Origin of the sequence: Pseudoalteromonas sp. SCSIO 43201, from assembly GCF_023716725.1 — a bacterium.
Classification (GTDB): Bacteria; Pseudomonadota; Gammaproteobacteria; order Enterobacterales; family Alteromonadaceae; genus Pseudoalteromonas; species Pseudoalteromonas peptidolytica.
In genome coordinates, this window is sequence record NZ_CP072683.1 from 2,054,928 (window position 1) to 2,069,074 (window position 14,147).

Annotated in this window: 12 protein-coding genes; 1 reads left to right on the forward strand and 11 read right to left on the reverse strand. The window is 41.4% G+C overall.

The genetic code is table 11. From position 1 onward, the window contains the following. Positions 1-16: 16 nt before the first annotated feature. The 7 genes from tcdA to J8Z24_RS08870 form a co-directional block, all read right to left on the reverse strand. Positions 17-814 carry a tRNA cyclic N6-threonylcarbamoyladenosine(37) synthase TcdA gene (tcdA, locus tag J8Z24_RS08840; protein WP_125252740.1) on the reverse strand — a complete coding sequence of 266 codons (798 nt, stop codon included), beginning with the start codon at positions 812-814 and terminating at the stop codon, positions 17-19. A 1-nt stretch (position 815) separates the two neighbouring features. After that, the gene (locus tag J8Z24_RS08845) at positions 816-1,481 is read right to left on the reverse strand and encodes a pseudouridine synthase (protein WP_176031786.1); all 666 of its coding nucleotides are present in this window, start codon (positions 1,479-1,481) and stop codon (positions 816-818) included. Then, a complete protein-coding gene (kdsB, locus tag J8Z24_RS08850) occupies positions 1,474-2,229 on the reverse strand; it encodes a 3-deoxy-manno-octulosonate cytidylyltransferase (protein ID WP_176031787.1) in 756 nt (251 codons plus the stop codon). Before kdsB ends, J8Z24_RS08845 begins: the two co-directional genes overlap by 8 nt. Further along, the gene (locus tag J8Z24_RS08855; protein WP_125252737.1) at positions 2,217-2,414 is read right to left on the reverse strand and encodes a Trm112 family protein; all 198 of its coding nucleotides are present in this window, start codon (positions 2,412-2,414) and stop codon (positions 2,217-2,219) included. Before J8Z24_RS08855 ends, kdsB begins: the two co-directional genes overlap by 13 nt. Further along, the gene (gene lpxK / locus J8Z24_RS08860; protein ID WP_176031788.1) at positions 2,404-3,387 is read right to left on the reverse strand and encodes a tetraacyldisaccharide 4'-kinase; all 984 of its coding nucleotides are present in this window, start codon (positions 3,385-3,387) and stop codon (positions 2,404-2,406) included. The genes J8Z24_RS08855 and lpxK overlap by 11 nt, the downstream gene beginning before the upstream one ends. After that, positions 3,388-5,127, reverse strand: coding sequence for a lipid A export permease/ATP-binding protein MsbA (gene msbA / locus J8Z24_RS08865; protein WP_176031789.1), 1,740 nt, complete (start codon positions 5,125-5,127; stop codon positions 3,388-3,390). A 62-nt stretch (positions 5,128-5,189) separates the two neighbouring features. Beyond that, on the reverse strand, positions 5,190-7,436 hold the full coding sequence (locus tag J8Z24_RS08870; RefSeq protein ID WP_353506997.1) for a DNA internalization-related competence protein ComEC/Rec2: 2,247 nt from the start codon (positions 7,434-7,436) through the stop codon (positions 5,190-5,192). Here J8Z24_RS08870 and J8Z24_RS08875 point away from each other — a divergent pair. Beyond that, complete coding sequence (locus J8Z24_RS08875) at positions 7,416-7,925, forward strand: DUF2062 domain-containing protein (RefSeq protein ID WP_125252734.1); 510 nt, start codon at positions 7,416-7,418, stop codon at positions 7,923-7,925. The genes J8Z24_RS08870 and J8Z24_RS08875 overlap by 21 nt on opposite strands. A 151-nt stretch (positions 7,926-8,076) precedes the next feature. On the opposite strand, the gene J8Z24_RS08880 is transcribed toward J8Z24_RS08875, so the two are convergent. Genes J8Z24_RS08880 through rlmKL form a run of 4 tightly spaced genes read right to left on the reverse strand, consistent with a single transcriptional unit; the run spans position 8,077 to position 14,059 of the window. Beyond that, complete coding sequence (locus tag J8Z24_RS08880; protein ID WP_176031790.1) at positions 8,077-9,798, reverse strand: DUF3466 family protein; 1,722 nt, start codon at positions 9,796-9,798, stop codon at positions 8,077-8,079. 8 nt (positions 9,799-9,806) lie between these two features. Then, positions 9,807-11,723 carry an ATP-binding cassette ATPase Uup gene (gene uup / locus J8Z24_RS08885; protein ID WP_125252732.1) on the reverse strand — a complete coding sequence of 639 codons (1,917 nt, stop codon included), beginning with the start codon at positions 11,721-11,723 and terminating at the stop codon, positions 9,807-9,809. A gap of 1 nt (position 11,724) precedes the next feature. After that, entirely contained in the window at positions 11,725-11,955 is a 231-nt protein-coding gene (locus tag J8Z24_RS08890) for a glutaredoxin family protein (RefSeq protein ID WP_128731339.1), read from the reverse strand. Further along, on the reverse strand, positions 11,948-14,059 hold the full coding sequence (gene rlmKL, locus J8Z24_RS08895; protein ID WP_176031791.1) for a bifunctional 23S rRNA (guanine(2069)-N(7))-methyltransferase RlmK/23S rRNA (guanine(2445)-N(2))-methyltransferase RlmL: 2,112 nt from the start codon (positions 14,057-14,059) through the stop codon (positions 11,948-11,950). The genes J8Z24_RS08890 and rlmKL overlap by 8 nt, the downstream gene beginning before the upstream one ends. Positions 14,060-14,147: the final 88 nt, after the last annotated feature.

Here is a 14,147-nt window from a genome sequence, read left to right on the forward strand (position 1 = left end):
GCTCATATGAGCACACTTACTTGCTACTTCTGCTTTGCTTATCTAAATACTTTCGTATCGCTTTAGAGGCCGCAAAGAAACCGAAACTCCCCGTTACCATCGTGGCTGAGCCAAACCCTGTGGCACAGTCCATATTTTTTCCACCTTCAGCTTGCTGCTTGGCTTTACATACGGTGCCATCGCTACTTGGATAAACCAGCTGCTCAGTTGAATAGACACAATCTACGCCAAACTTGCGTTTTGGATTATCGCTAAAGTTATATTGCTTTCTGAGAATATAACGAACTTTTGCTAGTAATGGGTCATGCGTAGTCTTTGCAACGTCTGAGTATTGGATCTGACTTGGATCGGTCTGTCCACCTGCACCACCTGTGGTGATCACGGGTATTTTATTGCGTTTACAATGGGCGATTAACGCCGCCTTTTCTTTAACAGCATCAATACAGTCAATAACATAATCAAAATCTTGGATGTAGCTTCTAATATTATCTAACATCAGGAAGTCATCAATAAGGATGACCTCGCAAGCTGGATTAATCGCAATACAACGATCCCGCATCGCCTCAATTTTCTGCATCCCGATACTTTCACTATGAGCATGCAGCTGGCGATTAACATTAGTGATACAAATATCATCCATATCAATAAGCGTTATCTTGCCTACCCCAGTTCGAACTAGCGCTTCAACAGCCCAACTGCCAACACCACCAATACCAATAACACAAAAGTGTGCCTTGCTTAATGCTTCTAACTCTGCGTTACCGTATAGACGAGCAATACCGCCAAACCTAAGTTCTGTATTTGAATCAGTCATGTTACCACTCTAATTGACTTGGCTTTTGCCAAATTGCAAATATTTCATGTGTTAAAAGGTGAGTAAATGCGCCTTCTTCTGGAGGACAAGCTTGGTAGCTCACCAACTTATCATGCCACTCAAACTCCAAACAAAAGGCGTGTAAATATGTTCTGTCCGCAGGTTCCCCACCATACGCAAGATCGCCTAGGATCGGTGCACCAATACTTTTCAGTGCAACGCGGATCTGATGCGTTTTACCTGAAAATGGTTTAATAATACATCCACGCAAATTAACGCCAACGGAGTGAGAATAAAAGCGAGTTATAGCTGGGTTTAGCTTGGTTTTCATTAGCTTAAATGTACCACGCCGAGACTTGGCCATATCACCCTTTATCCAACCTTGCTTTTTTTTGGGTTTGGCTTTAATCATTGCAAGATAATATTTATCTATTTTCCGCGACGTGAACATCTCTGTAAACTGCTTTGCCGCTTGGCTCGATTTAGCCAGTAAAATAAGGCCTGATGTTACCTTATCTAAGCGGTGGACTGGAAATAGTTGATAGCCTAGTTGCGTATTTAGTAACGATACAAAGCCAGGGCCTTCTTCACTGTGGAAGTTAACCCCACACGGCTTATAGGCTACGATATAATCCGCCTCATCAGCAATCAGCTTAAGCTTATCCATTTAGTATCTCTTGGACACGCTGCAAATCTTCAGGCGTATCAACGCCGCTGTGCACAGGCTTTATCGCCTTAGCTACTTTGATTTTATAGCCATGATATAACACACGTAGCTGTTCTAGCGATTCTTGTAACTCTAGTGGTGAAACACTGAGCGACAAATAGGTTTTAATAAAGCCCGCGCGGTAGGCATATATCCCTACATGGCGATTAAAATGATTTACAGGGACATTATTTTTGTCGAGCTTTAACATGCTATCACGCTGAAATGGAATGGACGCGCGTGAAAAATATAGCGCGTTTTCATGAATATCAGACACCACTTTTACTGCATTTGGATTCAGCACTTCTTCTACATCATCAATATCAACACACAATGTCGCCATTGGTGCATCGGAATGATGTAATAAAGTAGCTACTTGCGCGATATTTTCAGGCTCTAGCAGCGGTTCGTCCCCTTGAACATTCACCACTAAAGTTTGCTCATCAAGTTCAAGCAGCTCTACAACTTCAGCTAATCGCTCAGTCCCAGATTGATGATCATCTTTAGTCATAAGTACGTTATCAGTAAATCCTTTTGCTGCATCAAACACCGCGCTGTGATCAGTTGCAATATAAACTGCTGTAGCACCGGATTGACACGCTTGCTCATACACGTGCTGGATCATGGGTTTGCCTGCTATATCAGCTAGGGGTTTACCTGGTAATCGACTAGACGCATATCGAGCAGGAATAATGACTATGAATTCCACTGTTCAACCTCATCACTGCTTAGCTCTCGCGCTTCATTTTCTAGCAACACCGGAATATCTTCTTTTATTGGATAAGCAAGTTTAGCCGCGGTGCTAATGAGCTCTTGGTTTTCTTTGTCATATCTTAATTTACCTTTACACACAGGACAGGCAATTATTTCTAGTAATTTGGTATCAAAGGCCATGATGGATCCCTTTATCTTTAAGTAATTCGAGTATTGCTTTTTCAAGCGCTTGTGTTGGTTTGGCATCCACTCTCAAGTAATACCAATTATCTTTTGCAAAGGTGCGACACTTTACCGCATCTTTCTCTGTCATAAAAATAGAATCACCACTAAACGGTGAAAAGTCCGACGGTTGATAAGGGTGATGATCAGCAAAATGTAGACAATGAGTTAGATCAATGCCCTTCTCTCGTAGTGTATGCTCAAACCTTTTTGGATTGCCGATAGCACATACAGATACACCTTCAGTGTGTACTTCATTTGCCAGCGAATTGTCTGTGACATGGAAAAACCCGGTACCCTCTAAAGCATATGAAAATGCTTCTGAGCCACCGTTATAAACTGTTAAGTCGACGGTTTTCGTTCTACTAGGTAGCTCCCTAAGTGGACCTGCTGGGATCCAATAACCGTTACCAAATTTACGTTCGGCATCTACAATACAAAACTCTATATCTCGCGCCAGTTTGTAGTGTTGTAATCCGTCATCACTGACAATAATATCAATATTATGGTGTTGTAGTAATGATTCAATACTCTTTTGTCGGTCAGCGCCTATCATCACTGGACAAGCTAATCTTTGAGCAAGCAAACAAGGCTCATCACCGCCTTGCTCTGTTGGCGTGTCTTTGGTCACCAAAAATGGCGTAGTCGGAGGATTTGCACCATACCCTCTGCTGATTATCCCCACTTTCAAACCAAGCCGCTCAAGAAAAGGAACCAACCAAAGTACAAACGGTGTTTTACCATTTCCTCCGACACTAATATTACCCACAATAATAACTGGCACTGACGCTTTGTATTGTTTAGTTACACCAAGTGTATAAAGCTTTTTTCGCACAACACTTATTAGGCCAAACAATAATGCCAGCGGCAGTAGTAATAAAGTCAGTAGCCCAGGCTTTTTATACCAGCTTTGTTCGATTCTTGACGCCATTTATTGTTCACCAAATTGCATCTTACAAAGTGCGTGATACATCCCCTGCTGGGCAACGAGCTGTTGGTGTTCTCCTTGCTCAATAACTTTACCTTTATCTAATACGTATATTTGGTCGCAATGCTCGATTGTCGACAGGCGATGGGCAATAACAATACTGGTCTTGTCGTGCATTAACTCTTCTAGGGCTTGCTGAATTAAGCGCTCTGATTCGGTGTCTAATGCTGATGTAGCTTCATCCAATATTAAAATCGGCGCGTCTTTTACAATTGCACGAGCAATTGCAATACGTTGACGCTGACCACCTGAAAGCATCACTCCGTTTTCTCCAACTAGAGTGTTCAAGCCTTCTGGTAAATCCTTAACAAACTCCCAAACATGGGCTTGCTTTGCCACACGCTCTAGCGCTTCATCCGATAACGGACGTTCGAGTGAATACATAATATTATTAGCGATAGTATCGTTAAATAGTACCACTTGCTGAGATACAATTGAGAATTGTGCACGTAAATCCGCCAGCTTGTAATCACTGATATCAACCCCATCAAGTTCAATACTCCCAGAGTCAATATCATAATAACGTGGCAATAAATTTGAAATTGTAGATTTGCCAGAACCACTTCGGCCAACAAAAGCAATGCTTTGCCCTGCCTTTATATCTAAGTTTAATGCGGTAATCACTGGATCATTTTTAGACGGATAAGTGAAAGTCAGATTCTGTATTTTAATATCACCGTTTGCACGCACCAAAGGCTGCGTGCCAGTGTCCTTTTCTTGCTCTAAATCAATCACGGCAAAAACACTTTTTGCTGCCGATATACCTCGTTGTAAATCGCTGTTGACATTAGCGAGCTGCTTGAGTGGGCGAAGCATCATCATCATTGAGGTAATGAGCGTTACAAAGGTGCCTGATGAAATCTTATCCACCATAGAAGGCATGGCGATAATAGCAAGAATAACGGCCATGGCACTTGCTGCAATGAGTTGGATAACCGACACACTCAATGCCTTGGTTGCATCCATTTTTACTCGTTGTTGGCGGTTATGATTATTCACTTTGGCAAAGTGCGAAATGGTTTTATCTTGGCCACCAAAACCATGGATCACCTTGTGACCAGACATCATTTGCTCTGAGCTCTTTGTCACTTCGCCCATAGCATCCTGTATATTCTTCGATATTTTTTTAAAACGTTTTGAAACAATGGTGACAATAACAGCAACGATTGGCACAACAACTAGAAAAATTAGCGACAACTGCCAGCTAGCATAAAACATAGTGATCAGCAGAAAAAAGACAAATGCCCCCTCTCTTATCAAGACTTGCAACGCCTTAGTCACGGCCTGCTGCACCTGCTCCGTATCAAAAGTGATCTTAGAAATCAGCTCACCATTAGAATGTTGATCATGAAAAGATACCGGTAAGTACAACATATGTTCAAACAATTGCTGTCGCAAGCTGCGTACGACTTGTGAACCAACATAAGACAAGCAATAAGAAGCCATATAATTAAATATGCCACGGCCTACCACCAGAGCAATCACAACAAACGGGGCGAGTTTAAGTACTTCTCGGTTTCCAGCAGTCAACCCCTCGTCTATAAATGGATCCATCAGTGCAACGAATGAGGCATCCATGGCTGCATACCCTATCATTCCAATGACAGAAAATATGGCTGCAAGTTTAAAGTCTTTTACGTAACTAAATAATCTAGTGTAGATTTGCTTATCGGTTGGTTGCATTGCCAGCCTCAATTTTTCTATATGGCATTATTGTAACTTTCAAATCACTAAAACTGAATGGATTATCTGAGAAACCAGTAATTTTCAACCAGTCGGCCTCGTTGAATTGCTATTTTTTGGTCAAAAATCAAAATTCTAATATGTCCATCCAACGCTGTATCTAAAAGTGTTGCGCCTATTCGCTTGTATCTATTAACCACCTGCTCATTTGGGATCTTCCATGGCGAATGAAACGCTCTTGAAAATACAGCAAACTTGGGCATAACAGCCTCTACAAATGCTTCGCTTGAGGAACTGGCACTACCGTGGTGTGGCACCAATAAAATATCCGCCTTTAATGACTCGCGCGCTTCATTAATTAATTTTGCTTCTATTCGTTTTTCAATATCTCCCGGTAACAGTACTGAGAACTGCCCGTCACTCACCCGAACCACACAAGAGTTGTTATTATCATTGCCAGACAATTCGCTTGGCCAAATTATTTGTACGTCAAGTCCTGCAAACTGATGCTTACCAAGGTTACAACCAAGCAGTTGCTCATTGTTATGAAATTGCAGTAACGACCGTCCACCATCATAAGCATACAGGTCATCAAGTCCGCCATTGTGGTCGCCATCATCGTGACTGACAATCGTGGCATCCAACTGAATACGTTTGTTGCTAAGGTAAGGCTTAATTACAAATTCAAATATTGAGAAATAACCAAAATATTTTGCACCTAAATCATATAGCAAACCTTTTCGGTTTTTAGATATTAACACGGCCGTTCCATGCCCAACATCAAACACATCAAGCTGCCAGTTTGGTTGTACTTTAGTCAAACTGCTCAGTAGATAAAAGAATAACGGTAGTACACTCAAGTAATGTCTGAAAATAACAAAGAGCAAGACGCTCAGGTAAGTACAAATTAGTAACTCTGCGGATACACTTGAAAGTGCTAACCAGTCAACAGGAAGGTGCTTGAAGCCTAAAAGTGCCATTGTCAACACAGTATCCACCAAATCCAAAGGTAGTTGCCAATCAACATAATCAAATACACAAAAATGAAGTATGAGTAGAGGAAAGACGATTATTGAAATAAAGGGAATGATAATAAGATTCGCGAAGGTTGAGACCACACTAACCCCTGCAAAAAAATACAGGTTAAGTGGCAGTAGGAAGACAAATAATGCTACTTGTAGTTTAACTAAGACAAGCAGTTTCCCAACCACCCCACGCCCTGACTTGGGCAGTAAAGTAAGGATAATGGCAACTGCAAAGAAAGAGTAATATAAACCGGGGTTGAGTAATGCAAATGGGTCGATTATCAGTACCACGACCAATGCCGTCGTAAGGATCTGCACGGCACTCACCCTAAGCGTAAACAGATAGCAAGCAGTCCATGCTGAAGCCATGACCAAAGCTCTTGTCGCTGAGACGCTATAGCCGCATACAAACACATATCCGGCGCATAATAACACCGCAAAAATTAAGCATATTTGATGCAGATTGATATGTTGTGGAATAGTTATGGGACTACAATAGAGCAGCATTTTTAGTGATAAAAACGCTAAGCCAAAGACAATACCAATGTGTAAACCTGAAATTGCCAGTAAATGACTCAGCCCTAGTTGCCTGAACTGCCGTTTGTTATCAAATGTCGCTTTACTAGTGTCACCAGTCAGTAGAATATAATAAAACCAACCATATTCTGTACCTTGTAATTCACTGGCGATATGTTGGCGATACAATGTTCGCCAATCTGGACGACTCTCTATTTGCTGTATACGTAAGATATTGCCTTTAAAATAATGATGCTTTCTGAAAGCATGGAGCTCAGCATTAAAAAGTCCGATATTAATTCGACTACGAAATCGTTTAAGCTTTCCTAATACCTCAACTTTATCACCGATACTAAATACAATGTTGGAGTCATTCTGATAAAGCTTAGCGCGAACACTTCGCCAGCTGTCAATGTCTTCAGAGGCAATTTTTTGCATATCAATTACAACAGCGCCACCACTGGGCGTATTTGAGACCTCAATCACCTCTCCAACAATTATAATGGGGCCGCTGAGCCATTGTTGTGGTATATGTAATTTATAAAAAACGACATAATGACAAAGAACTACAGAAATCCCTAAAATAAATCCTGCCAATATCTGAGAAAAAGGCTTAGAATAACGCCCCATGAAGTAGAGGAATAAGCTTGTTGCGGCAACACGCCAGTTACCAAGAAAAAATACTGCGCAGAAGCTCCCTAGGATTATTCCAAAACATATCAGAATCCAAGTAGACGGCAGCTGCAAATGGCGAAAAAAACGATCCAACGCTTTTTACCTGATCATAATAAAATCAAACAACAGAAATCATTAAAAATCTTCGGTAAATTATTACATGATGCTAACTTGTGGCACCTCAACCGGCGCTCGGCAAGAGGGGCTTTTTCAGTGGGGTTATTTTTCGCTTTCATCCCTGTTCCTTTTCAAATGGTGCTTGCTGCAGCCCTCGCGATCCCTTTTCGCGTTAACTTACCCTTATCTATTGCGTTAGTATGGATCACCAATCCATTAACCATGCCACCCATTTTTTACTGCTCATATCTGGTTGGTGTATTCGCACTCGGGCAAGAGCAGCAACCGTTTCATTTTGAAGCAAGTTGGGAGTGGCTTGCACAAAGCCTAACGACCATCGGCCCTGCTTTTATCGTTGGCTCGTTAATTTGTGCGAGTATCGCTGCAGTTATTGGCTTTTTTGGTATTGATTATTTATGGCGACGCTCAGTCAATAAAGCTTGGCAAAACCGTGGACAAGATTGATTAATCTCATACCACCAGATCTTAATACTAGCTGCGTTAAAAGTTTCTTATTTAGAATAACTACATAGAGTATAGACAAGATCTTCGCTACATTAGTGTTAAATATAAAAAAAAGCCCTTCAGGGCTTTTTTTTATTGGCTAGTACCAGCTTTATTTACGTCTTCTTCTCAGCGCAACCAAAGGTAGAGCTAGCAAACTAAGCCAAGACCAACTTGCTGACTGACGCTCATACGTTTCAGCTTCAGGTGGAGTACAAGTTTCAGGCTCACCAGAGATAGGAGTTAATACAACCGGTAAGGTGACTGACTCATATTCTATTTCACCCTTACTGTCTTTTTCTATCTCGCCTAATGTGTTACGTCTTTCAACGGTTTTCGTTGCAACAGCGTAGATTTTATTATCATCGGTGATTTTGACCGCTTCCGCTATAGTGTAAGGAAAATCATCGCTCTTACATGGAAGAAGAGAGTTTATATTCACCAACTTATCTGCACCAATTTCATATAAGAATGCTTCACGTCGTCGGCTAGAGCCTGACTTTTCAACAACCCCCTGACCAACAACAAAACCATTGTTATTAATATCATTAACTACGGTTACTGAGTTTTCAAAATATGCCGGCATTTCTTTAAATTCGGAGGTATTAGTATCGAAATAAAAACCCGTTGAGTCATTCTCTTTGGAGCCATTCGCTGTCCGACCAAAAGCACCAATAATGATGCCATTGTCATTTACATCAATCGCTTGGCTATATTCATAAAAGCTTTCAACTTCTTTAATACGCTTAATTTCGCCCTCTTTAAAATAAACCGCTTGATCATTCGGAAGCAAATCATCATTGCTTTGTCTTCGTGCACGTGAATCACCTACAGTCAGTCCATTTGCATTGGTCGCAATTGCAATACTTGAATAAGCAATCTCACTGTCTTCATCCGGTGTAAAAGCCAGTCCTAAATCAGTTGCACTGGTTAAATTAAAGTCATTATCGAACGTCCACTTGTATGCTCGAGTATGGTATGGATTAGAAAGCCTTTGAATACAGACCTCAACAGGTTCGTCCACGCCATCACAATTATCTTCAATGCTTTCTATCGTACGTTTTGATAACGATGTTGAACTTTGTCCAACTACCACATACCCACCATCATTGGTTTGCTTTATGTCGGTAGCTAAAGATAAGCCGCCATGCTCAGCAAATGCAGGTTCTAAAGCAATTTTTTCACCGGCTGGCGTAATTAGAACACCCTTATTACGCCAATCCCGAACAAAGTAGGTATCTACTTCTGTTTCACCTTCTTTGGTGAAGGTGATCTTTTTGTAAGGCGCAGAGCCCCACCCAACAATAGTGCCGTCATCTGCAATACCGGTTAAATAATTGCTTACAGAGCGAGTTAACCCTTGATAATCCGGTGATTGCTCATCAAATACAACAAACTCTTCTGCTGTATTATTGTTAAACATAAGCGAAATAGAGCGGTTAACCTGCTGATACTCCAATGATGCTGAACGACTCGCCGACGTGATGTAAGACAACATAAACGCATGCGCTTGTGCATTAGTGTTTGCGGCATTGTTATTTTGAATATCATCTAGTGTAAACGTGATGGGTTCATCAATTTTCTCGTACTGCAGCTTCGCGTTGTCGTAATAGTTTTTTAAATTTGAATCGTCAAAATCAATATAAGATACATCAATTTTTACACCAAATAAGTTTGATGCTTGACCAATAACTTCACCCGCCTCATTCGCGTCCGATACATTGGTATATTTACTGTTTGCGTGTCTTGGTAATTCTGTTAACTGATATGTTGCAGCGACCGCTTGTTGTGAAATGGCAACAGCGATACTCGCGGCTAAAAGTTTAAATTTCATCTTAATCCTTACTGCTGATTCTGTAATGCTTCTAATTCTTCCCAGCGCTCAAACGCGGCTTCCAGCTTCGACTCTAGTTCAGTCAATTGGTTCAATGCCTCGTGGGTGGTTTGCTGATCTTGTTTAAAGAAGTCAGGATCACTGACCAGCGCTTGTTGTTTATTCACTGCCTCTTCAAGTTCCTCTACTTTACTGGGCAATGACTCTAATTCAAGTTTTAATTTGTAACTCAGCTTGTTTGCTCGAGTCGTAGCTGGCGCCTTTTTGAGCGGCGCGGTCTGTTGCTTTTCTTGGTCAACTTTTTGGGCATCTTTTCTTTGTTGGTCGCGCTTTTGCTGATACAGCTCAAAATCGCTGTAACCACCAACTATTTCAGTCACTTGACCTTCGCCTTCAAAAGCCCACACACTGCCACAAGTATTGTCAATAAACTCTCGGTCGTGACTTACCACCAAAACAGTACCTTGATATTGATTTAAAATTTCTTCGAGAAGTTCCAGTGTTTCAATATCCAAATCGTTGGTTGGTTCATCCAGCACTATGATGTTAGAAGGCTTTAAGAAAAGCTTCGCAAGCAATAAGCGGTTCTTTTCTCCGCCTGATAAAGCCTTTACTGGCGTTCTTGCTCGAGCTGGAGGAAACAAGAAGTCTTGAAGATAACCAAGTACATGGCGTGAGCGTCCTCCCATCATGACTTCTTGTTTGCCTTCGGCAACATTATCTTGAACAGTCGCTTCCTCGTCTAGCTTTTCGCGGTATTGATCAAAGTATGCAACTTCTAGGTTAACCCCTTGTTTTACTGAACCAGAATCTGATGAAATATCACCAAATAACATTTTCAATAACGTGGTTTTACCAGCACCATTAGGCCCAACCAATCCAATACGATCGCCACGCATAACCAAAGTAGAAAAGTCCTTTACAATGACTTTTTGTTGGAACGCTTTGTTCAGATGCTTAGCTTCAAACACCAACTTACCTGAGCGCTCAGCAGTCTCGATGTTAAAGTCTGTTTTACCTTGTTGCTCGATACGTTGCTTACGCTCCACACGTAATGCTTTGAGGGCTCGCACACGTCCTTCATTACGTGTACGTCGAGCTTTGATCCCTTGACGGATCCAAGCTTCTTCTTCCGCTAGCTTTTTATCAAATAGCGCATTTTGCTGTTCTTCAACTTTCAAATCATGGGCTTTTTGCTCTAGATACTGTGCGTAGTTTCCAGGGTATGAAACCAGCTGACCACGATCTAAATCTAGGATGCGAGTTGCCATAGAGCGAATGAAGGCACGGTCGTGTGAAATAAACACGATTCCGCCTTTAAATTCTTTTAAAAATTGCTCTAGCCAAATAACACTCTGCATATCGAGATGGTTCGTTGGCTCATCTAAGAGTAATAAATCAGGATCACTAACAAGTGCTTTTGCCAGTGCGACCTTGCGTAACCAGCCTCCTGACAACTCTTCAAGCCGCATATTAGCATCCAGCTGTAACTGACTCAGTACTTGCTTGATCCTTGACTCAAACCGCCAAGCATCCTCGCTTTCTAATCTTTGCGTTAGGCGCTCAAGCGTTGTCATTAATTTATCAGACTGGTTAGTTTGCAGCTTCTCACTAATTTCGTGAAATTCAATCAGCAATTCAGCGACATCGGGTAATCCATTAGCAACGTAGTCAAACACCGAGCCATTTGCCCCTTTTGGAGGGTCTTGCTCCAGCCTTGATACTTTCAGACCACCTACTCGGTTTATCTCACCATCATCAAGTTGAACTTGATCATCGAGTACTTTGAGTAAGGTAGACTTACCTGCACCGTTTCGTCCTACAATACAAACACGCTCCCCTGACTCAATCACTGCATCAGCCTGATCGAGTATAGGGTGCGAGCCAAAAGCCAGTTGTGCTTTAGCGATTCGAATAAGATCCATACTATGCTATAAATTCTTGTAATTGTTGTTGAGAAAAGGGCCAGCCAAGTTCGTGCCCTGTTTCGATTTTTTTGATAACGGGAATACGATATTGATATGTCGTCATCGTTTCTTCGTCATCAACGATATCTATTAATTCAATTTCTGCTTCAGGTAATAGCTGAATGAGCATTGCTAATGCTTCTTCACACAAATGACAACCTTCGGTGTGAAATAATGTGCACTTAATCATGGCGGATCAACCAACTGTTATGAATTTGTTTGTTGCGCTTAAAGTCTGGGGATAGGGTTTGCGTAGAATACTCTTCAGCACTTAACCCCAAGGCCGCGAGTCCAACCTCATCGATTTTAAAGCCACGCTTGTTATTAGAAAACAAGAGTACGCCATTAGGTGCCAAGATTTTTTTAACCCAGCCAAATAATTTTAGGTGATCTCTTTGTACATCAAAGGCATCTGACATTCGTTTTGAATTTGAAAATGTTGGAGGGTCTAAGAAAATAAGATCATATTGACCAACTGCTCGCTCGAGCCATTTTAAACAATCAGCTTGCTCAAATCTGAAACGAGGATTCTTCAAGCCATTAAGCTCAAAGTTCTCTTCCGCCCATTTCAAATAGGTTTTCGACATATCAACCGTAGTGACCGATTTAGCACCACCAACAGCTGCATGTACCGAGGCGCTTCCTGTGTATGCAAACAGGTTCAATACCCGCTTATCTTTTGCATGTTGTTGAATAAATTTACGTGCTAAGCGGTGATCTAGAAATAACCCCGTATCAAGGTAATCAAATAGATTGACTTTAAACTTTGCGCCATATTCTTCTACTATTTCAGTACGATTTTGCTTGTCTAATGCCTTGTATTGGTCTTGACCTTTTTGACGCTTTCTTACTTTTACCGCAATGTTAAGCGGATCAATATTAAGCTGTTCGGCAGTCAGTGTGATCACGTCCTGTAGACGTTTTTGCGCTACCGTATCGTCAATTTCTTTCGGCGCCTTATATTCAAAAATCACCGCACTATCGTTATAAACATCTACCGCAACGTTGTATTCTGGAATATCCGCATCGTAAACTCGATAAGCCTTTACGTTTTCTTTTTTTAACCACGACTTAAGGTTCTGCACATTTTTCTTGAGGCGGTTACCAAATGCGCTAGACCCTTCAAAGTTTAAACCACTACTTTGTTTATTTTGTTGTACCTGCGCATCGTTCATTTCATACAGGTTTAGCAGCACATCTAATGGGCCATTTTTAAACTTATATGATTTTTTACGTGCTAGCTTTAGTACTTTTAGCAAGCTCTCTTCACTGGCCAATAAAGCCAAATCCCAGCCTCTATAATGCTTTTTGAAAGCAATACCCATATTGCGGTAAAGCGTGATTATCTCCGCCATTCCACCTAAGCGCTCACCGTAAGGTAAGTTACTGAGTACTGTACCTGGACGCTTGGCGGCAAGGCTCAGCTGGTTGGCATCTTCAAACTTAAATTTGATATGTGACTCAAGTCCAGCTCGCTTGGCATTGCGCTCTGCTATGGCAAGTACACGTTCATCTATATCGCTACCTATTAACCATAGGTTTTTCTGTTCTGGGGCTACGTTAAGCTGCGCTTTTAACTCGCTAAACTTGCTTTCACGAAAGCTTGGCAAACGTTTAAAAGCAAAATCCTTGTTTGGATTGGCTGGTAATCCAAGCGCCATTGATGCCGCTTCAATCAACAACGTACCCGAGCCGCAACAGGGGTCAAATAGTGGTTTATTGGTATCTTGCAACCAACCACTGCGCTTCACAAGCGCTGCGGCTAAGTGCTCACGGATAGGTGCTTTACCTTGTTTATCACGATAGCCTCTGTCAGACAAACGCGGGCCAGAAAAGTCAATATAAAGCGCACAACCTTGTTTGGTCAGTTTCGCAATTATGCGAATATCTGGTGTTTGCTTATCCACATCGGGGCGCTGTTCGAACAGGTCATTAAAGTAATCAACAATACCGTCTTTTACAACTAAACCAGAGAATTGAGTATTTTTTAGCGCATTGTTGGTGCCATTAAACTCAACAGCAAACGTTTGCTTAGGACTAAACCAGTCTTGCCAAGCTTGAAAACGCACAAATTTATACAGCGAGTCTTTATCGTTTACTTCTGGCTTGTCATCAATCAGCAACATTACGCGTGTTGCAAATCGAGTCATCATACAAAACTTTTGTACGTCTAAATTAGTGCCAGTGAACTTTACAGACCCAACCGTTTGCTTGTTAATTTCAAAACCGAACTCGGTTAATTCTTCTACCAGTAGCTGCTCTACACCAATAGATGTCAATGCGATAAATTGCAATTTGAATACCCTTAAATTTCAACTGAGCGCAGTATAACACACAAGTTATGGTTAGTTATTAGTTGACTTTGATTGAAGACGATAAATA

Coding starts and splice junctions, on each gene's coding strand:
- tcdA (WP_125252740.1), bottom strand. CDS start 814: ATGACTGATTCAAATACAGAACTTAGGTTTGGCGGTATTGCTCGTCTA.
- J8Z24_RS08845 (WP_176031786.1), bottom strand. CDS start 1,481: ATGGATAAGCTTAAGCTGATTGCTGATGAGGCGGATTATATCGTAGCC.
- J8Z24_RS08855 (WP_125252737.1), bottom strand. CDS start 2,414: ATGGCCTTTGATACCAAATTACTAGAAATAATTGCCTGTCCTGTGTGT.
- lpxK (WP_176031788.1), bottom strand. CDS start 3,387: ATGGCGTCAAGAATCGAACAAAGCTGGTATAAAAAGCCTGGGCTACTG.
- msbA (WP_176031789.1), bottom strand. CDS start 5,127: ATGCAACCAACCGATAAGCAAATCTACACTAGATTATTTAGTTACGTA.
- J8Z24_RS08875 (WP_125252734.1), top strand. CDS start 7,416: ATGGCGAAAAAAACGATCCAACGCTTTTTACCTGATCATAATAAAATC.
- J8Z24_RS08880 (WP_176031790.1), bottom strand. CDS start 9,798: ATGAAATTTAAACTTTTAGCCGCGAGTATCGCTGTTGCCATTTCACAA.
- uup (WP_125252732.1), bottom strand. CDS start 11,723: ATGGATCTTATTCGAATCGCTAAAGCACAACTGGCTTTTGGCTCGCAC.
- J8Z24_RS08890 (WP_128731339.1), bottom strand. CDS start 11,955: ATGATTAAGTGCACATTATTTCACACCGAAGGTTGTCATTTGTGTGAA.